We start from the raw sequence: 19810 nt of genomic DNA, 5'->3' as shown, positions 1-19810 counted from the left end.
TAATAATTTTAACCCAGATTTAGGTCGTCTCGCCTATACCTGACTTCTCCTGAAACTATAGTGGCAGCAACACAAATATCATCGTCAAACAGGGTAATATCCGCATCCTTGCCGACCTCCAAACAACCTTTGGTATCTAGCCCCATAATTCGTGCAGGTGTTGCCGTGATCATACAGACCGCATCGATCAGCGATACGCGCCCTTCCTGCATCATGGTTCGTACCAGGCGATCGGCTGTAGCGACGCTACCGGCAAAAGCAGATCGGTCCATCAACTTGGCTACGCCATCTTCAACAATGACTCGGGTACCATCTTGTTTCCCTCCCAATATACTTTCTCCGGCCGGCATACCTGCAGCACGCATGGCATCCGTTATCAACGCAATTCTGTCGACACCTTTGATTTTAAACACCAAGCGGAGCAACGGAGACGGAACGTGGATACCATCAGCTATAATTTCGAGATCCATCTCGTCGATCAAATACCCGGCTTCCACAGCGCCTGCATACCGATAGGCATTTCTTCGGGTTATGCCCGACATGGCCGAATAAAAATGCGTAGCCAACGTATAGCCGTTATCAAAGCCTACTTGTACTTCTTCATACACTGCATCGGTATGGGCTAAAGCCAATATCTTACCTTTGGATCTAACATACTTACCGAAAGCTATCGCCCCAGGCAACTCTGGCGCGGCACTCCAACGCACAATATCATCCGAGTATGCTAATATTTTCTCGTATTCTTCGGGGTTTGGATGACGGATATATTTGGGATCTTGTGCTCCTTTTTGACTCATCGCAAAATAAGGCCCTTCGAGATGTACCCCTATGAACTGTGCTCCCTTGGTATTGATTTCCTTGGCGGCCTTATAGGCGTCCAAAGTCTGGAACAATGCCTCGATCGTGCTGGTCAACGTGGTCGGGCTGAGTGCCGTCGTACCGTACCTGATGTGTGTTTCTGCCACCCCGAGGAACGCCTCAACCGTGCCATCCATAAAATCATGACCGCCTCCACCATGCACATGCATGTCAATAAAACCGGGAGAAATATACAAGCCCTCGGCGTTGATCAGCACCGCTTCTTCGTCCATATGCATTGGTTTACCGGCACCGATATCGCATATAACGCCATCTTCAGCATAGAGATACGCGTCCGCTAAAATACCTGTCGTACCGATCAGTTTTCCATTATATATCAACAAGCTGTTCATGCTATTAAACCTAGTGAAAATTGGCTGCAAAATCAAACCTTCGTTGTTTCCACTTCGCTATATGCTTCTTTATCGAAAAAATACTGACAATTTGGATGTTCGCGTAGAATTGTCGCCGGCCAGGAAGCATCAACCGGACTGAGCAAAGCATGTCGGACGGCCTCCTTTTTATGTGCTCCTATAACAACACAAAATAGTGCATTGCCCCGAAGCAAAGTTGGTATCGTTAACGTCAGTGCCGTTGAGGGTACATCATCTAGTTTGGAAAAGCATTTATCATTGACTTGTTGTTGTCTACATACAACATCCAGTTCCACCAGTTTAACCGTATCGGGATCATTGAAATCTGCTACCGGAGGATCATTGAATGCGAGATGACCATTTTCTCCAATACCGAGACATACGATATCAACAGGTCCGCTTTCAAGCATCTCCGAAAAAAGGGTTATCTCGTCCGCTACATTTCCGTTTGTCGATAGGGTATGCCTGTTCCGTACCCCTACTTTTGAAAACAGATTCCTTTCCAGGTATTGGGAAAATAATTGTGGGGCATCCTCCGCCAGACCTACATACTCGTCCATATTGAATGCGGTGATGTTTTTCCATTGAATTTTTTCTGACCGGGTAAGGTACTCCAGCATATAATCTTGTGAGGGCGCGGCCGCAAATATCATTCGGATATGCGGTTTCTCTTGCTGTAGCTGCACAATTTGTTCCTCAATAGCCCGCCCTGCCGCATAACCTGCTTGCTGTGCCGACTGAAAAACATGGACGTTCTTAAAAACTTCTGACATATTCTTTTTTATTTTTTAATAAACTCTACTTTTTCGATGATGATTTCCTGCTCTTTCCCATCCGATGGAGCTTTACCACGGAACAGCCATAAGTTCATGCGCAGGCGTTCTTCATTTTCAGGAGGGATATCGTTTCCTGTATAACTCCATTCATGTATTAGATTTTCAGGTTTGGCGATCAAGCCATGCCCCTGCAAACTGATGAAGTCAATTCTATCCGGTTGCCAGTTGAAGGCATGTGTCGATTGCGTGCCCAATAGATTGAGGTCATAACGCACCTTGTTTCCCGTTCGATCCGACGGCTGCACGGCAAACTGCGAATCTTCATTATCCGCGACCGACCATCGCGAAAATTCAATATCGATCTCTTCGTGATCATTTTTGTATGTAAACAAACCGGCTACTACGTTTTGATCCAGCTTACTCACATCACTCGAAATATAGAACACATATTTGCCGTACCCCATGCTTCGACGCAGAATAACTCCTGCGCAATACCAAAATCCTCCCTTTTGCACAATTTTTAAATGCAAGCGCCCCTGTTCATCTACCCACACGTTTTCATTGGCGTCAGCGAACAGATTTGGACCAGGACCTTGCTGTGTTGTGCCTGAAGAACGTACGATCCATTCCAATCCTGAAAAAGATATTGTCCTATCTGTACTTATCGTGTCCTGACCCGCTTCGTTGACAGCACTTTTCGAACACGACATAGTAGCCAGCATGAGGCCCATACACAGCAACGTACGGCCGATTGGACTGAAATCAAACTTTCTTACCATACTGGAAGTATTTTTAGATTACTGTACATTAATATTAACGGTTATGTCATCAATCAGGCCGCCTGATCTATCCCGTGCAGATAGGCCAATGGTACTCGCTGCGCTGTTTTCTCCATTATGAATGAAGAGAATATTGTTCAGGTCAATATCCAACTGAGTAAACCGATCCCCTGGACGCAGGATATTTGCGCCTTTAATTAACCAACCATTAGATGATATCGCGTCTACTGTATAAGCAATATCAGCCGCTGCAGCGCCGCTTACAGCCAAGGTCTCCTTATCCAACACAAACACCCCACCACTGGATACGTTGATAGCTGCATTCGCGTCCAATGTCAACGTACTTACCCCTGATGCCAATATAGCAATCAGCATGGGCGGTGCTAACGTGGCGTGCTCTTTTGAAGCAAGATCCGTTGTTTCATCGGAGCCTGCTTGGGCATCCAGCATAAAGGTCACACGCTCATGATCGGGCTTTGTGTTATAAAAAGCTGTAATATCAAAAACAAAAGGCTGTCCGGCAACGGCGATAAAACTTCCAATAGGACTAGTGCCCGCGGCCGGCTTTTGTGCATTATTAAAATTAATCGCTGTTTCCGTCCAGTCTGTGTATCCTGGGACATCATATAAGTAGGTAAATACCCCCTTGCCAGCTGTAAAAGCTGTCTGGATCTTCAATTGCATATCGGTCACGATACCTTCTTTCTTAAAATCTTCAAAATTAAATAGCAGGTAAACACGACGGTCTACTTCACTGTTGCCGTTAAGATTTTTAAGACGCAATGTTGTGGCAGTTCCAAAATTCGTTCCTGCGGACGGAGGTCCATTGACATACGAATCGTGAAGCGCATAAATGGTATCACGAATGAGATTAGGATTGGGTGCGGCAGCCTCACCTGTAGGAGCGGAATAATAGACAACCGAATTGACGACATGAATTACTCCATTGGTCGGCTCTAGATTTGACGTCCGGATTTGCCATTGCACATTGGTGCCCTCATTGATCAATCCAATAAAACTGCTGTTGTGCGAAAGGTACATCACCTGACCATTTTCTGTCTCATAAGCGACCGGACGATTGCTTGGCGCCAATGTAGGATCCGTGAAGATAACGCGATCCTTCACCGTGTGGTAACGTAATATATTACGCAATATGGGCAGCGGGATGTCTTCTATTGTGCTGTATTGGTTTTCACGTAGATAAGTCCGGAAAGCGGCGTTGTTAGGAAGAATATAGGTTTTCGCTTCCGATCCATTAAACAAGGATTGAACCTCTGCATACGTGATTGCCTGTTGCAGGAAAGACAGAGAATCGCTCTGTTGGATATAGTCCCAGGCGTTTATGTCTAATTTGCCATCGACATTGGATGGCTGATATTTGAAGTCTTCTTGTATCTCACAACTGCTGACTAATACCAAAATGGTACAACAAGAGAGAAGAAGATGTCTTATTAATTTCATACTTTTCATGTCCGTAATATTTTAAACCCAACTGAAAGGTTATTTGTAAAACTCGTTTTGCTCAATATTTGGATTCCGGTTGATGATGTCTTCGTGAATAGGCGATACAAAATTGCGGCTATCACTTATCGAATTAATCGGCCCCATAACTTCAACCACCCTTCCGGTTCTAACCAAATCAAACCAACGATGGCCCTCATAACACAATTCAACAGCACGCTCATGCAACACAGCTGATTCCAAATCGCCATACAGGTCTGTCGCTTCAGACAAGTCTAAGCTGCCCAAGCCTGCACGTCGTCTGATCTGGTTCAATAACGGAAGCGCTAAATCCGGCTCATTCAAATTGGCATGTGCTTCTGCTTTTAATAAGATGATATCGGCCAACCGAACCAAAACGATGTTATTCGACGATGGGTCTGGGCTTTCGTCATTAAATCCTTCACCAAAAAACTTCCATATCTTGCGTGGTTCCGTTTGCGTGACATCGTAAATACGGGTTCTTCGAAGATCTCCATCTTCAAATGTGTCTCTAAATGCTAAGCTGGGAAAATAATAACTATCTGAACCCAGTGCATAAATAACGCGCAATGCATTGGTTTGAATTTCATTGTAGCCGACTTCAAAAATGCTTTCATTGCTCATCCCATCCGTAAATATTTTATTCCAGTCCTGCATAGATACCAAGGAATAATACGGACTTTCCATAACGCGCTCTGCAGCATCGATCGCATCTTGATATTTTTTGCGCCACATATAGACTTGCGTCAAGAATGCATCTGCCCCACCTTTGGTTAAGATCACGCGATTACGCGTGCCCGTATAATTATCGGCACAGTAGGTAGATGCAAATACCAGGTCTTCCTCAATCAAATCCAGTACCGCTTCCTGGTTGGTTCGCGCTGAAAAGATATCTTGTTGAACGCTTTCGAAAGGTTCCACGATGAGCGGAACATCGCCCCATACACGTACGGCGTAAAAATAAGCGATAGCACGCAGTGCCCTAGCCTGTCCTATTAATTGATTACGCAATGTTCCTTCCTCTGAATCAAACACTTGAGGAACATACTTGATCGCATAGTTAGCCCGGCTTATGACCGTATAAAGATTATCCCAACGGGCGGACTGCATGACCGGTGTAAGGTCGTTTTGTATCAAAGCAAGTGGATCACCAGATTGATTGGTTGCTACGGCATCTGCTCTACCCTCACCCCATAAGGCAAAATTCTGGCGAAAGGCCGACTGCATCGAATTATAGATACCATATACACCGGCTTGCGCATCACTTGCATTTTTGTAGAACCCCTTAGCCGAAAAACCACTGATCGGTTCTTTATCTAAAAATGAGTCTGCACATGAGCTAACAAGTAAGATCAGCGTGCATAGCAGGAATTTTATATTCGTATTTTTCATCTTTTAATTTTTTAAAGCCCAATATTTAACCCAAAAATGAACATACGGCTTTGTGGATAAGAACCTTGATCCACACCGATACGCAAACCAGAAAAGGAATTGACATCCGGGTCAAATCCAGTGTACTTGGTCCATGTGATCAAATTGGTGCCTGTTACAAATGCATCGACCTTACGCAATCCGATTCGGTTGACCAGGCTATTGGCGAACGTGTATCTTAGGTTGACATTTTTTAATTTGATATAGGAGCCATCCTCGACCCATCGACTGGATATACGGCTATCGGTCTGCTTCGGATCATCCCGTACTGGTTTCGGAAAGTTTGTGACGTCGCCTTGCTCTCTCCATCTATTCAAAGCATCTGTCGACAAGTTATTATAACGCACAATAGAATTTCGCTCTTGGTTGATCGCGCTGTAGATATCGTTACCGTATGAGAATTGGAAAAACACATTTAACGAAAGGTTTTTGTACGTAAAGTCGTTCCCAAAACCCCCAAAGAACTTGGGTTCGGCCATACCAATGATCTGACGGTCATCCGGTGTAATAAAATTATCCCCATTTACATCGTGCCAGATGGGATCACCACCTTTAAACAATGGTCCTAATGCACCATGGGTAATCGCATTCACATTATCCTCATCGCGCGCATATACACCATCAAATCGCCAACCATAGAACACGCCGATAGGCAACCCCTCTTGTAAGATATGGTATGCTCCATTTTGGATATACCCGTTTGTCAAGAGATTTTCTGGCAACGACAGCACCTTATTTCGGTTCAAACTGATATTTAGGTTCGTTCCCCACGAGAATTTCTCACGGGATATATTTTTAGTGGTCAGCAAAAACTCCGCACCACGATTCTGGATGCTGCCAATATTCTGCATGAAGCTACCAAAGCCGGTTGTCGTTGGAATAGGAACGTCGTATAATAGATCGTCTGTATTCTTGATATACAAATCTGTCGTAAAGGTGATTCTGTTAGCAAGAAAAGATAAATCCAAACCTGCGTTGTATTGCGTCGTCGTTTCCCAGGTCAATCCTTCATTCGGCATCACTGTTGGCGCTGCTCCTGAAAAGTCGAGGTAGTTGGCACCAACAACGAATTCACCTTGGGAAGTATAGTCTCCAATGGCTTCATTCCCGGTCTTACCCACACTGAAACGGATCTTACCGTCGTTAACTACATTGGTATTGAAAAAATCTTCCTGTGAGAACCGCCAGCCAACCGACGCCGAAGGAAAGTAGCCAAATCGCTTCTGCCGGCCAAATCTAGATGAACCATCGGAACGCAGGTTGATTTCTCCCAGATACTTTCCTTGATAATCATAGGACGCACGACCAAAATAAGACAACATTGCATGTTCTGAAGCAACATTGATATCTACACCATTCACATCTTTGTTAGAAATCGTTCCCGCGGCATTCAATGTCCTGATATTATCGCTCGGGAAAAACATCCCGTTCAATCCGGTACGATCATAACGCCAGCCTTGCAAGCTAAAACCCAATAAGGCTCCGAAATTATGATCTTGATTGACCGTTTTGGTATAACGCAAAAAACTCTCACTTCCCCAGTTCATATTGGTACTGCTTCTAACTGCTCCCGTATTATAACCTTCTCTGTAATCCAATATCGTCGGCATGAACTCCTCTTCCTTCATGGATGTGAAGTCAAAATTCAAATTACTCCGAAAAACCAAATCAGGTATAATATGATACTCGAGGTACTGGCTGCCTATTATCCGGTTACTCTTATTTAGATTGGTCGCATATTTGGCTATTCCTACCGGATTCCGTCTTCCTAAACTATACCCGTTCAACGAACCGTCAGGTAAATACATTGACATAATCGGTGGACGAACCAACAATTCACGGATTACGCTTAAATTGCCTGCACCGGCAGCGTTGATCCTATTATTCAGCGCATTCGTATACGAAATACTTTGGCCGATCTTCAACTTATCTGTGATGTTGAAATCCGTATTTAACCGGGAAGTCAAGCGCTTAAAATTGGAATTTAAAATAATACCGTCCTGATCAAGATACGACGTACTCCATGCGTATTGCGTTGTTTTGCTCCCTCCTCGAACAGATAAATCTACCTTATACTGCGGAGCTACGCGCATCAACTCGCTTTGCCAATCCACATCTCCGTTATTGGTTGCACTTAATGAATCCAAAATCGTCCAAAATGGTTCTTCCGGGTTATCCATATTGTTGTACGAATCAATAATCGCTTGACGATATTGTGTGGCATTCAACACACTCAGCCGGCGCGTTAACTCGCTTACGCCTGTAGTAAAATTGACATCGACGATCGCTTTACCTTCCGCTCCTCTTTTGGTCGTGATCATGACTACCCCGTTGGCGGCCCGCGAACCATAAATAGCCGTAGATGCTGCATCTTTCAGTATTTCGATCGATTCGATATCGCCTGGATTTATGGCAGCCAATGGGTTTAGACCAAATCCTTCACTGCCATTGAGGTTGGACATGGACCCGGATTCGATGGGAATACCATCCACCACAAATAGTGGATTGTTCCCCGAATTCAGCGACGAGCTACCGCGCACGCGGATCGTCATCTCGCCACCCGGTGCTCCGGAGTTGGAAGTAACCTGAACACCGGCAGCTCGCCCCTGCAAAATAGATATCGGGTCTTGCAAGGCTGTCTTTTCAATCTCGGTGCTATTTACAGAAACGATCGACCCCGTCAAGTTTCGCTTTTTCTGCCGCCCGTATCCCACTACCACCGTCTCTTCTAGTTCATTTGCTGCGGGCTGCAGCGAAACATTAAGTACAGGTCGTCCTTGTAGACTTATTTCCTGTGTACTATAGCCTAAGATGGAAAATATTAAAACAGCATTATCAGCGATTGCTTGCATACTAAATTCGCCATTCTGTCCCGCACTCACGCCCTGAGTTCCTCCCTTGACTAGCACACTCACCCCAGATATTGCTGCTCCTGTCTGCGCATCAGTAATCCTTCCGGATACCGCTCTTGTTTGCGCCAGTACAGACTGAAAGAGGAGGAAATTAAAAGCAACCAAGGCTACCCACCTAACGATTGTTTGATTTCTTTTTTTTCTGAAAGAAATTTTAGGATTGGTTTCTAAACTCATATATCATCATTTATCGAGGTTATAAAATGTTAGTCTAAACTAAAAAATAAGATTTATTAATGCAAACATTTGCCCAAAATATTTTAGACATAAAAGGTTATAAAAAGCGAAATATAAACACATAAAACATTAATATATAATATTTTATGTACTACAAATAAATATAAAAATAAATCTTAAAAAACACATAAACAAATAATTAATGCAAACGTTTGTCACTAAAAAGCACAAATACAGCATTACATGGGAATTTTGCTTATCTTTATTTGCTATACTAATCTTATGTGGTTTCGCCTGTTATAGAATCATAACGCTAAATGGGTGCAACATGTTGATATCGAGATGAACAGAAAAAAAACAACACCTATAACGATAAAAGATCTAGCCCAAGAGCTCAACCTTTCGGCTTCAACCATATCAAGAGCGCTTGCAGATCACCCTAAAATAAGTCAAGCAACCAAAAAGCTGGTTACTGACAAAGCTGAACAGTTGGGATTTCGGCTCAATGCGATTGCTTCAAGTTTTAGAAGCAAAAAAACAAAGTCTATCGGGATCATCGTTCCAAGGATCGATATCGACTTTCACTCCCGTGTGATCAGCGGTATTGAAGACTATGCGTATAAAAGCGGCTATCATGTTATCATATTCCAATCCAAAGATTCCTATAAAATGGAGAAAGAGATTATTCATAATCTGCAAAATATGATGGTGGAAGGTATGATTATCTGTTTGGCGATGGAAACCAAAAATTTCGATCACCTCAAAAAACTCATTAAAACTAAGCTTCCGATTGTTTTCTACGACCGCACACCTGAAACTTTCGACACTAACAAAATTACGATAAACGACTTCGAATCGGCGTTCAATGCAACGGAACATCTGATCAAGATCGGTTGCAAGAACATTGTACATGTAGCGGGGAATCAATCAACCGGCATTTTCAGGGCACGGCTGGAAGGATATAAAGCGGCGCTGAAATCACACCATCTGCCCGTACAGGAAGACCATATTTATGTGACGCATAACTTAAGCTATCAAGAAGGAATGGCATGCACCGAAAAAATTCTGGAATTAGATCCTCTACCCGATGGTGTTTTTTGCGCCAATGATTACACCGCTGCCAGTGTCGTACAGGTTCTCAATAAACGAAAAATAAAGATACCAGAACAAATCGCCGTAGTCGGTTTTAGTGACTATCCGATTGCGCAGATTATCGTGCCCAGCCTAACGACCATTAACGACCGGGCGGTACAGATGGGGGAAGCAGCTGCGAAAATGCTTATTCAGCACATTCAGGATCACGACTTTGACATTATTGATCATCAAGTTATTACGTTGAAAACAGAATTGATTGTGCGGGAATCTTCTGCACGGAAAACCTGACTGCTGCTCGTAAAAAAATCAGTAAGGGAAGCTAATTTGACAATATGCTTCCCTTTTTGTTGTTTACTCTTCAATAAATGGGTCTGCTTTTTCGGCGGCACATTCAGGCGTCGTACCTGTCAGATCACGTTTTGTGCGTCTTGGCCTAGCCGGTTAGAATGACGACCGGTTATACAAATAGACATCATACTTATGATGACCTTTGCCCTTCTTATTCTTATATCTTTTCTTCTGTTGCCCGGGGGCATATCGTTTTGCGGATTTATCCCCATATATCTTCTTCGCCTTCCCTGGGGGTACATGTCCATGGGGATGTCGATGCGTATAACACGATGAAAAGCTTAACAAAATAGCGAACACGACAACAAACCCTAAAATTTTTCTTATTTTCATATTAATCTTCTATATTTCTATCTAAACAAATACTAGACCATTTCATTGGGCTTTACCAAATAAATTAAGCTCCCTGACCAAGATGGATGCTCAAACCGCCATCAATCGTGATGGTCGAACCCGTTATATAGTCGCTATCTGTTGTCGCCAGAAATACCGCAGCCGCTTTGATATCCGTGGGCCGGCCGGCCTTTTTTACAGGTATATGCTGCTCTTTCTCGTTCCTTACCGCTTTGTCGTCCATTGCCTCCTGGTTCATTTCAGTTAAAATCATTCCAGGAGCGATATTATTGACTTGGATATTATCGGCAGCAAGCTCCAGTGCCAAACTCCGGCTGAAATTCTTGAGGCCGCCCTTTGACGCATTGTAATCACTGCTTCCCGCGGTAACAACTTCCTCGTGGATAGAGCTGATGTTTATAATCTTACCGCTTAATTGTTCTCTTTTACGAAGACGTAGGTATGCCCTTGAACAAAAGAAGGGACCATATAGGTTAGTTTTAATACAGGTATCGAAGACTTCCGTATCCATATCTTGAACAGAAACATTCCTGCCATTGACACCCGCGTTATTCACTAAAATGTCAATTTTACCATATTTAGCGACTACCTTCTCAAATACATCGTGTACACTCTGCTCATTACTGACGTCCAGCTGAAAGACGCTATGCTCTACATTATTGCTGCTCAAAAATGCAGCGGCATTTTCCGCACCTTCTCGGTCTGAATGATAAGTAATGATTACAATTGCTCCTTCCTCGCCATAAGCTTCAGCAATGGCTCGACCGATGCCGGAGTCGGATCCCGTTATAAGTGCTACTTTATTGTTGAGTTTTCCCATTGTTTACGTGCTGATTGCTTATCAAACAAGGGAGCTCCATTTTTGTTTAAAAAATTTAGCCCACGTCATGAAGTTTCCTTCCTTCATATCATACTATCTTATCGATTATAACTCAACACCGCGAAAATTGAGACACGAACTTTATCCGATACAATTGTGATGGTGCAAAGATCTGGTAACATGCGGATTGTGGGTGATAATATATTTCCTAACGGAATCCGTAGTAAAAGGTTTACAATTTTGATAGGTAAACCTATCCAAAACCAAAAACCCCTGTGAATAAGCCGTATATCGCAACAGCTTATTCACAGGGGTTAAAGTATAAACAGAAAGTCTTACTCAGCTGTTTCTTCGTCAGCTACCGCATCTTGCCAGTTGTCCCATTTTGGCACGCTTGGATCATAACCACTATAGCCATAATTTTGGCTTAGTCGGCCATTTCTGTTTGCGGTAATCGCTGCATTTGGAATAGGCCAGTACATATTCTTTTTGTCCATCCTGTAGTGCGGCCTATTATTTCCAGTAGCATCTATTGTAATAACTCCTTTGTTGTACATGCTGTAGTTTACAATACGCTGGTACCAATAACTACCTCCAGCATTATCTGTACCGCTTTGCTTATCAAAGTTCTCCAGATTGTAGGTATTGCCCCATTCGTCGGGTCTTCCACTACGAGCTAGACAAAGCGACACACGTTTTAATTCCACATTACGCCACTCCTCCCAGTACAGTTCGCGGGCGCGCTCGTTCATGATATCGCCAATTGTCACTGTACCGGTGTATAGTTCGGAGCATTGCGCGCGTTGTCTTATGATATTCAGGTCATCCTTAATGGTAGGATCGCTCGGATTAATATAAAATTTTGCTTCAGCCCGCAGAAGGTACGCTTCAGCCAAACGATACAAATACCAATCCGCATTACCGCCGTTGGTCGCTCCTTGATATCCGTTGGAGTTTGGATTCGCTTCATTGATCGGGTCATCAAGGTAAAGCTTGTAATGGGGTACGTCAAACCAACGACGAATAGTGTCGCTACACAGTAATGCACCGTTGTCGGGATTCCTCAGCACAAGTGGCTTACCGAATTCAGTAGATGCCTTATTATTGACTTTGTAATCTTCCATGCGGATCCAGTTCCCTGCTTCTGAACTATGGCGCAAATCCGTCTCGTCCATGACTCCATTGACGCGCCAGAGATCGGTCATCTGAAAGCGTGTAGGACGGAATGTGGCGATGCCGCGTCCGAATGCCCGCATATAGTCGTATTCAGGATTATAGTCTGCGTTACTTCGGATAATGTTGAGTAATGCTTGTCGGCCATCTTTTGCTTGGACCCTATTATCGAATACAAAAGGATAGAGAACACGCATGGTCAACATTTGAACAAAGGATTCTGCTGATGCTCCTCGGTTTGGCATACCCATAATCAATTCCCTATTATCCGCACGAAGTTTATTTTCTGCACGATGCATATCCCAAATCACGTTACGGGTAATGGGCCAGGTTTGGGGTTCGCCACCATCGTTGAATGTCCCAAATTGGTCGCCTTGTAACAAGGAATAACCGGATTGATTGATCAGGATATCCAACTGCTCCTTGGCTTTTTCATATTCGCCCATCGCCAGATAGCATTTGGATAAGAGCATGCGGCAAGCTCCCTTATTCACCATACCGATCAATCCGATTTCACTCTGGTTAGGCACCCATTCCACCGCAAATTCCATATTCTCCGTAATCATCTGCAGGATCGCTTCCCGCTCCGTACTGTGATAGTTCCGTTTGGGCACGTCCAACAGTCTGGTTACTAAGGGCACATCTCCGTATTGGAAGACTAAAGCTAAATAGCGAAAAGAACGATGGAAATAAGCCTGTCCTTTGAATCTATTTTTGGTCGCCTCGTCGAGCTCTTCGACATCATCTACGTAATTCAAAATGGTGTTAGCATTCATAATGCCCTTGTACGTCTCGTCCCAGAAGTACCAGAGGCTATTGGTTCGACCAATGTTGTTCGCATTGCCATCATCACTGGTCGGTGACAGCATCGTAGCGATGTCAGCCATCATATTGAGCTGATCTGTCGCAGCAGCTACCATCAGTTCGGAAAACATGTACTCTGTACCCAATGAAAGGACTTCCCCATGGTCGGTCATCCAGTAGAGTTTAAGGTGACGGTCGCAAATCGCTAAAGCGGCTTCCAAGCCTGATTTCGTATTGAACGTAGCTTCGGGGTCGAAGAATGAAAGTGGGTCTGGTGTCAAAAAGTCGCGCGAACAGCTGCTGCTCAAAACAGTACCCCCCAAAAGCAGTGACAATAATATTCTATTACATTTTCTTGTTATATTTTTCATCTCTATGAGTTCTTAATTGTCTACAAATTTAAATTCACTCCAAATGTGAATGTGCGGGAAGCCCAAGAGTCTGGAAAATCTCCTGCATTTACCTCAGGGTCACCATAAATCCACTCCTGTGCCCACGTTGCAGCATTACGCACCGCACCAAATACTTTTATTCTATTCAGGTTGTATCGGGATGTCCATTGTTTTGGTAGTGTATATCCAATCGCAATATTGTCCAAACGGATGAAAGAAGCGTTATACAATTTTGGAGCTGATGCGGCATCACTGTTTCTCGGGCCAGCAGCTTGTATACGTCCGAATTTATTGGTCGGGTTCTCTGGAGTCCAGTATTCCTTGGCTTGTCGATTGGCAAGTCCGTGCTGCATGTTTCCGCCAGAATCGTCATTATTTAGATAGTTGCCTGACGTTCTTTTATGTCCCATAAACGAGTAAATCTGGAAGGAAAAGGTAAGGTCTTTCCAAAACGTAAATTCATTACGCAAAGACCAGTGGTAAGGAGCGACAGACTCGCCCAATAATTGCCGATCCATATTGTTATATGTAGGGGTAATTGATCCATCTTGATTTACAACATCGTCGCCCGTATAGCTGTTTTCTACTTTTGGGTCACCTGGCCGTTGTCCATAACGAGCAGCTTCTTCGATCTCGTCGACCTGCCAAATACCAGTCACTTTGTAATCCCAAATGGCACTAATGGATCGATCGACAAACCAGCGATTATCCTCATCATCAAGTTCTCTACGACCAATCACATTTCCATCGCCATCCAATTGATCTTCGTAGTCATAGTACAAGTGCTTGATGCGGTTTCTATTGTAGGAAAACCCAACGGTGGTGGACCAACGGAAATTCTCCTTTTCGATATTTCTTGTATTGAGCGCGAGTTCAATCCCACTGTTGTTGACTTGTCCAAGGTTGGTGATGATCCCTGCAAACCCTGCAAACCCTGGTAGACGTTGGTTCATGACCATATCATGGGTTTGCATGTGGTAGTACTCGAGACTACCGGAGATACGGTCATTGAGAAACCCAAAGTCTAAACCAAAATTCCATGAGGCGGTTTTCTCCCACTCCAGGTTTGGATTGGCCAACCTACCCATAATTAAGTAACGATATTGAAGCATTTGACCAGAAGAATTGAGGTATCCCTGCATTCTTCCTCCTCCGCGATTTAAATCTGCCAAAGCAAGATAGGGGCTACCTAATGATCGGTTACCATTTTCGCCGTAGGAGACTCGAAGTTTTCCGCTGTTCATGATGTGGCTCCACTTTTGGAAGAAACCTTCATTACTAAATGCCCAGGCGGCCCCAAAGGAGGGGAAAACACCATAGGGATCATTCGTTGCGAATGCCGAATAACCGTCGCGACGGATAGTAGCATTAAGCATATAGCGGTCATCGTAATTGTAGAACAAGCGTGCCATTAACGCATCAGCGGTTTCGTTGACATCGTTGCTGGAAAAGTTAGAGTATTCTTTATCACCATAGCCAATGCCGTGGAAACCTAAGGCATCAGAGGGTAGAATGTTACGCGCCTCAATACGTTCCTGCCAATACCGCAATTGCTCAGCTTCTTGTACCAAAGTGACATTGAATCGGTGCTTCTCCGCAAAGGTGTGCTCCCAGGTAATCGTATTGTTCAACGACCAATCAAAACGCTTCGCCGACTCCCGGTTAGCTCCTCGATTGATGGGATTGGAGCCCGGTAGTTGGGCCGACATAAAGTAGCGGTCATGGAAAAATTGGTACCGAGGTGCAGCATTGAAGGCATAGGTAATATTAAAAGGCAATTTGATTTTTGCCTGTAAGATCGTATTGAATACCGTAAAGCCCTTGTCTAACTCCATATACTGGCGTTGAAAATCGAAATTGTATCCCCGCTGTCCAAATTGATCATCCAAAGGGAATTGTAGTGGATTGCCCATTTCATCCGCATAATCGGCAAACGGACTGTTGCGCATTGTCTGTCCGAAATCAATCTCAATGTTTCCATCCGAGCGGTCTTGAAAATTGACGTTGGCACCTATCTCCAACCAATCTGTTACTTGCGTGTTCAACTTTATATTGGCGCGCACTGCCCGATAATCGTCGCTGACGATTGCTCCCTCATTTTTGAGGTAACCCATCGAAAAATAGTAGTTTGACCGCTCGCTGGCACCACTGACACTGGCGTTATAATCCTGATCCAAGCCGGTTCGAAAGGCGTGATCCTTCCAATTAACGACCTTGCCGTTAAGAAAATTCTGTAGGGCATTACCATTATTATTATTACCCCCAAGACCTAATCTCCTACCCCAAATACTTAGATCAGACTCTTCCGCATTATTAGTCGTATATCCCCGCCAAGTGTCTAAAGAAATATTGGACGGTAGCTCATCGGGGTGCGAGTAAAATTGAGGTTGGTTCACCCTATTGCCCGTTTGATAAGCTTCATAAGCACCTGTTTCTGGGTTAACACCGTAGGTTGATTGTATAAGCCAATCCCGGCGATGGTTCATATAGGCGTCAGGATCCCATCGCTCACGAAAATTACTTACTCCTGTAGCACCTAGGTTAGCTGTGAAATTGATCACAGGCTTACCTACCTTTCCACGCTTAGTGGAGATAATAATCACGCCATTTGCCGCTTTTGAACCATAGACAGCCGCCGCTGATGCGTCTTTCAACACGTCAATCTGCTCAATATCATCCGGGTTAATTTCCGAAAGCTCGCCATAAAAAAACATGCCGTCCACCACGAGCAACGGGCTGTTGTGATTATTGGTTGTATAGACAGAACGTTGCCCACGAATCTGTAAGGATCCACCTCCCTTCGCGGAAGGATTAAACCCAACATTAATGCCCGGCGTGCCGCGCAGGATATCCTGCACCGTTCTCGGATTTTCGTTTGCAATGCGATCCGGACGAATTTGAATAATGGAACCCGTCAGATCCTTTTTCCGCATCGTACCATAGCCCACCACCACAACTTCGTCTAAAGACTCATTGGTTGGGGTTAATTGAATCTGGAATTCATTTCTACTTCCCACAGTAAGTGTCTGTGACGTATACCCCACAGAGGAAATTTGCAATACAGCGTTCGCCGGAACTTGTAAACTAAAACCCCCATCTGCGTTTGTACTCGTTCCCACTTCGCTATTCTGAACTTGTATAGCAACACCCTGAATGGGTTGGTTTGTTTGTGCATCAGTCACGGTACCGGTGATGGATCTATTCTGTCCGATTACAATGAAGGGCATCAAGCAAGTGCATAACACTAAGATTACGCCTCGCACACTCATTTTTCGATTATGAGGTCGCGGTAAATATGTATCTATCATCATAAATTAAAGTTTGATTCTTTCCTATTTAATTTGTCTAATACGTCTCGTATCAAGGTAAGGGTAGGTGATAAAGTACTTCTGTTATTTTCCATAAGTTTATAAATTGTTGCTCTGCACTATTGTAAACTTCTCTCATCAATGTATTTTGTTCAAAAAAGCAAGGGGGCTGGGTACCGAAAGAATTGGTTACGCTACTAAAGCGTGTACGACATGACCGAGAAATTCAATTTGCAGTGTTGTTTATAAATTTGCTAACTGTAATTCAAAAGTAAAGTAAACAGAACGTTTGCTATTGCAATTTCCGTTCATCTTTTTGCTAATCTGTCTCAAACTACAGTACAGGAGATTTAAAGGAAAAATGACGAATTCAATTACGGAGTCCTTATCATCAGGGGCACAGTAGGGTAATACGGCGTAGTAGCACGAGCCACAAGGCGTGAAGATGTTCTAGAAGCTATATCGAAGCTATTCGCAAAACCCAAACTGTATCATTATCGTTAACATAGGTTAAAAACTTGCCATTTGTCAATTTGAAGCTTATCTTTGTTGTTCATAATTTAGGTTAATAATTGGTTAGTTAAAGGTTATCAATCTCCCCGGTTGATAACCTTTTTTTATACGTAGTAAAGCCAATGAATCTTCACCCCATCCTTTTCCATTTTTCGAAAATAGGTCATCTGTCTTTTGGCGTAGCGATGAATTTCTGTTTCCAGCTTGATAACAAATGAGGTATAATCTAGCTTACCTTGCAGGTAATAAGAAATATATTTATACTCTAATCCATAGTATTCCATTTCTTCATAGGTAATGCCCTCGGCCACTAGAAATTTTACCTCATCGATCATACCGCTTTCCAGACGTTCTGCCAAACGCTTCGAAATACGCTCCCGTCGCACCTCAACGGCGGGATTAAGGCCGATAACGGTCGCCGCATAAACTGGTAAACTGGGTATTGTTTCACTTGGATTATCCGCTAACCAGGATAACACTTCCAAAGCTCTAATTAACCGTTTTTTGGAATTAAAATCTATATTGTAGCCCGGCGGCGGATTCTTCGATCGAACCATTTTAACAAGTTCTTCCTTCGGTGAATTTATAAAAGCCGATCGAAGGTCATCATTAACCGAAATATGCATATAAGGCCTACTTTCCAATAAAGCCTGCAAATAAAATCCCGTTCCACCACATACAAGTACCTTCTTCCCCCTGCTTTTAATAGCTTGGAAAACCTCATCAAAATCCCGCAGGAAAGAACTTATATTATACTTCTCTCCAGGATTTAAGATATCGATCAGGTGATAGGGAACGTCTTGATACTCCTGCAGATCTTTACCTGTACCAATATCCATATGTCGGTATACCTGACGGGAGTCGGCGCTGATGATTTCAGCATCGAATACTTGAGCTAGCGATACGGCTAATTTCGTTTTTCCGCTGGCCGTGGGGCCTAATACGATTAGTATATCTTCAGACAGAAAGTCCGTTTCCATCTGAAGATATTTAACGACTGATTGGGTGTTTATCACACCACAAATTTAGTCCATTTCTCAGAACTAACGTTGCTTTCTACTACAGTATCTATAAATGCCATGCCACGTACGCCATCTGCCACATTCGGAAAATCTAATTCTTCAGGCTTGGGTTGAAGCCCTTCCCGCTTCGCAGATACAGTAGATGCAAAATTTCGGTAAATATTAGCAAAAGACTCCAATAATCCCTCAGGGTGGCCTGCAGGAATACGCGTATTATGCGTTGCAAAGGAGCTTAACGTAAAGGGTGCTGCATATGCATTGCCAGTACGATAAATCTGACGCGGCTGATCCAGCATTTTGATAATCAGATTATTGGGATCCTCATTAGCCCATTCCAATCCACCTTCTTCACCGTATATGCGAATACGCACCGCGTTTTCTTCGCCTGCAGATATTTGCGAAGCCATTAATACACCCTTAGCTCCATTATCAAATCGTAGCAATACAGAACCATCGTCGTCCATTTGGCGTCCTTCTACAAAAGTGGTCAGATCCGCACATAATTCAGTTATCCGCAATCCGGAAACATACTCTGCTAAATGAGCAGCATGTGTACCGATATCACCCATTACCAGTGATTTACCAGAACGCGCTGGGTCTGCTCTCCACGCCGCGCCCGAGTTACCTTCGCGTTCCGACAGACGACTCAACCAACCTTGCGGATATTCTACGACAATTTTCCGGATCTTTCCAAAATGTCCATCTTTCACCATCGCTTTAGCCTGCTTTACCATGGGATACCCCGAGTACGTGTGCGTAAGACATAAGGTACGTCCGGTACGATCTATGATCTCCTGCAGTTTTTTTGCCTCTTCCAACGACACGGTCATCGGTTTTTCCACCACAACATCAAATCCACTTTCTAATGCTAACCTTGCGGGTTCAAAATGTAAAAAGTTAGGTGTCACAATGGTTAGAAAATCCATTCTTTCCCCATCGGGCAGAAGAGCTTCCTGTTCAATCATTGTTTTATAATCCGGGTAGATTCGGTCCTCTGCGACGAACAAATCTCTTCCTGATTCTAGGGAAACCTCCCGATTTACACTAAAAGAGCCACAAACGAGTTCAATTTTTCCATCCATAAAAGCGGCAATTCGGTGGACAGCACCGATAAAGGCGTCATTTCCTCCGCCTACCATTCCCATACGAAGTTTACGTGTCATATATATTTTTTGTTTGTTTATTTCGTTGA

General features: G+C 43.7%; 13 protein-coding genes. 1 reads left to right on the top strand and 12 read right to left on the bottom strand.

Translation table 11 applies throughout. From position 1 onward, the window contains the following. Positions 1–8 precede the first annotated feature (8 nt). Genes nagA through C4F40_RS10900 form a run of 6 tightly spaced genes read right to left on the bottom strand, consistent with a single transcriptional unit; the run spans position 9 to position 8789 of the window. Positions 9–1211 (bottom strand): N-acetylglucosamine-6-phosphate deacetylase, encoded by a 1203-nt coding sequence (gene nagA, locus C4F40_RS10925; RefSeq protein ID WP_196939441.1) that lies wholly within the window; start codon positions 1209–1211, stop codon positions 9–11. 32 nt (positions 1212–1243) lie between these two features. Then, entirely contained in the window at positions 1244–2005 is a 762-nt protein-coding gene (locus C4F40_RS10920; protein WP_196939440.1) for a 6-phosphogluconolactonase, read from the bottom strand. 8 nt (positions 2006–2013) lie between these two features. Then, positions 2014–2787 carry a glycoside hydrolase family 16 protein gene (locus C4F40_RS10915; protein ID WP_231390021.1) on the bottom strand — a complete coding sequence of 258 codons (774 nt, stop codon included), beginning with the start codon at positions 2785–2787 and terminating at the stop codon, positions 2014–2016. An 18-nt stretch (positions 2788–2805) separates the two neighbouring features. Continuing rightward, the gene (locus C4F40_RS10910; RefSeq protein WP_231390020.1) at positions 2806–4248 is read right to left on the bottom strand and encodes a CBM96 family carbohydrate-binding protein; all 1443 of its coding nucleotides are present in this window, start codon (positions 4246–4248) and stop codon (positions 2806–2808) included. A gap of 39 nt (positions 4249–4287) precedes the next feature. After that, positions 4288–5661 carry a RagB/SusD family nutrient uptake outer membrane protein gene (locus C4F40_RS10905; RefSeq protein WP_196939438.1) on the bottom strand — a complete coding sequence of 458 codons (1374 nt, stop codon included), beginning with the start codon at positions 5659–5661 and terminating at the stop codon, positions 4288–4290. Between the two features lie 11 nt (positions 5662–5672). Then, on the bottom strand, positions 5673–8789 hold the full coding sequence (locus C4F40_RS10900) for a SusC/RagA family TonB-linked outer membrane protein (protein WP_196939437.1): 3117 nt from the start codon (positions 8787–8789) through the stop codon (positions 5673–5675). Between the two features lie 342 nt (positions 8790–9131). Here C4F40_RS10900 and C4F40_RS10895 point away from each other — a divergent pair, with 342 nt between their 5' ends. Next, on the top strand, positions 9132–10172 hold the full coding sequence (locus C4F40_RS10895; RefSeq protein ID WP_196939436.1) for a LacI family DNA-binding transcriptional regulator: 1041 nt from the start codon (positions 9132–9134) through the stop codon (positions 10170–10172). 153 nt (positions 10173–10325) lie between these two features. On the opposite strand, the gene C4F40_RS10890 is transcribed toward C4F40_RS10895, so the two are convergent. The 6 genes from C4F40_RS10890 to C4F40_RS10865 form a co-directional block, all read right to left on the bottom strand. Next, positions 10326–10565, bottom strand: a complete 240-nt coding sequence (locus tag C4F40_RS10890; RefSeq protein ID WP_196939435.1) for a hypothetical protein — start codon at positions 10563–10565, stop codon at positions 10326–10328. 64 nt (positions 10566–10629) lie between these two features. After that, complete coding sequence (locus C4F40_RS10885) at positions 10630–11406, bottom strand: SDR family NAD(P)-dependent oxidoreductase (RefSeq protein WP_196939434.1); 777 nt, start codon at positions 11404–11406, stop codon at positions 10630–10632. 335 nt (positions 11407–11741) lie between these two features. Beyond that, positions 11742–13754, bottom strand: coding sequence for a RagB/SusD family nutrient uptake outer membrane protein (locus C4F40_RS10880; RefSeq protein ID WP_196939433.1), 2013 nt, complete (start codon positions 13752–13754; stop codon positions 11742–11744). 20 nt (positions 13755–13774) lie between these two features. Beyond that, positions 13775–17002 (bottom strand): SusC/RagA family TonB-linked outer membrane protein, encoded by a 3228-nt coding sequence (locus C4F40_RS10875; protein ID WP_231390019.1) that lies wholly within the window; start codon positions 17000–17002, stop codon positions 13775–13777. 698 nt (positions 17003–17700) lie between these two features. Further along, the gene (gene miaA / locus C4F40_RS10870) at positions 17701–18576 is read right to left on the bottom strand and encodes a tRNA (adenosine(37)-N6)-dimethylallyltransferase MiaA (protein ID WP_196939431.1); all 876 of its coding nucleotides are present in this window, start codon (positions 18574–18576) and stop codon (positions 17701–17703) included. A 32-nt stretch (positions 18577–18608) separates the two neighbouring features. After that, on the bottom strand, positions 18609–19781 hold the full coding sequence (locus tag C4F40_RS10865; RefSeq protein WP_196939430.1) for a Gfo/Idh/MocA family protein: 1173 nt from the start codon (positions 19779–19781) through the stop codon (positions 18609–18611). Positions 19782–19810 lie beyond the last annotated feature (29 nt).

It is taken from the genome of Sphingobacterium pedocola (genome assembly GCF_015209965.1).
Taxonomy (GTDB): domain Bacteria; phylum Bacteroidota; class Bacteroidia; order Sphingobacteriales; family Sphingobacteriaceae; genus Sphingobacterium; species Sphingobacterium pedocola.
Note: the sequence above shows the minus strand (reverse complement) of the source record. Positions and strands in the feature narration are given on the sequence as shown.

Excerpts from the sequence above, each read along its gene's own strand:
- nagA (WP_196939441.1), bottom strand. The coding sequence starts at position 1,211 with ATGAACAGCTTGTTGATATATAATGGAAAACTGATCGGTACGACAGGT.
- C4F40_RS10920 (WP_196939440.1), bottom strand. The coding sequence starts at position 2,005 with ATGTCAGAAGTTTTTAAGAACGTCCATGTTTTTCAGTCGGCACAGCAA.
- C4F40_RS10915 (WP_231390021.1), bottom strand. The coding sequence starts at position 2,787 with ATGGTAAGAAAGTTTGATTTCAGTCCAATCGGCCGTACGTTGCTGTGT.
- C4F40_RS10910 (WP_231390020.1), bottom strand. The coding sequence starts at position 4,248 with ATGAAATTAATAAGACATCTTCTTCTCTCTTGTTGTACCATTTTGGTA.
- C4F40_RS10905 (WP_196939438.1), bottom strand. The coding sequence starts at position 5,661 with ATGAAAAATACGAATATAAAATTCCTGCTATGCACGCTGATCTTACTT.
- C4F40_RS10900 (WP_196939437.1), bottom strand. The coding sequence starts at position 8,789 with ATGAGTTTAGAAACCAATCCTAAAATTTCTTTCAGAAAAAAAAGAAAT.
- C4F40_RS10895 (WP_196939436.1), top strand. The coding sequence starts at position 9,132 with ATGAACAGAAAAAAAACAACACCTATAACGATAAAAGATCTAGCCCAA.
- C4F40_RS10890 (WP_196939435.1), bottom strand. The coding sequence starts at position 10,565 with ATGAAAATAAGAAAAATTTTAGGGTTTGTTGTCGTGTTCGCTATTTTG.
- C4F40_RS10885 (WP_196939434.1), bottom strand. The coding sequence starts at position 11,406 with ATGGGAAAACTCAACAATAAAGTAGCACTTATAACGGGATCCGACTCC.
- C4F40_RS10880 (WP_196939433.1), bottom strand. The coding sequence starts at position 13,754 with ATGAAAAATATAACAAGAAAATGTAATAGAATATTATTGTCACTGCTT.
- C4F40_RS10875 (WP_231390019.1), bottom strand. The coding sequence starts at position 17,002 with ATGCCCTTCATTGTAATCGGACAGAATAGATCCATCACCGGTACCGTG.
- miaA (WP_196939431.1), bottom strand. The coding sequence starts at position 18,576 with ATGGAAACGGACTTTCTGTCTGAAGATATACTAATCGTATTAGGCCCC.
- C4F40_RS10865 (WP_196939430.1), bottom strand. The coding sequence starts at position 19,781 with ATGACACGTAAACTTCGTATGGGAATGGTAGGCGGAGGAAATGACGCC.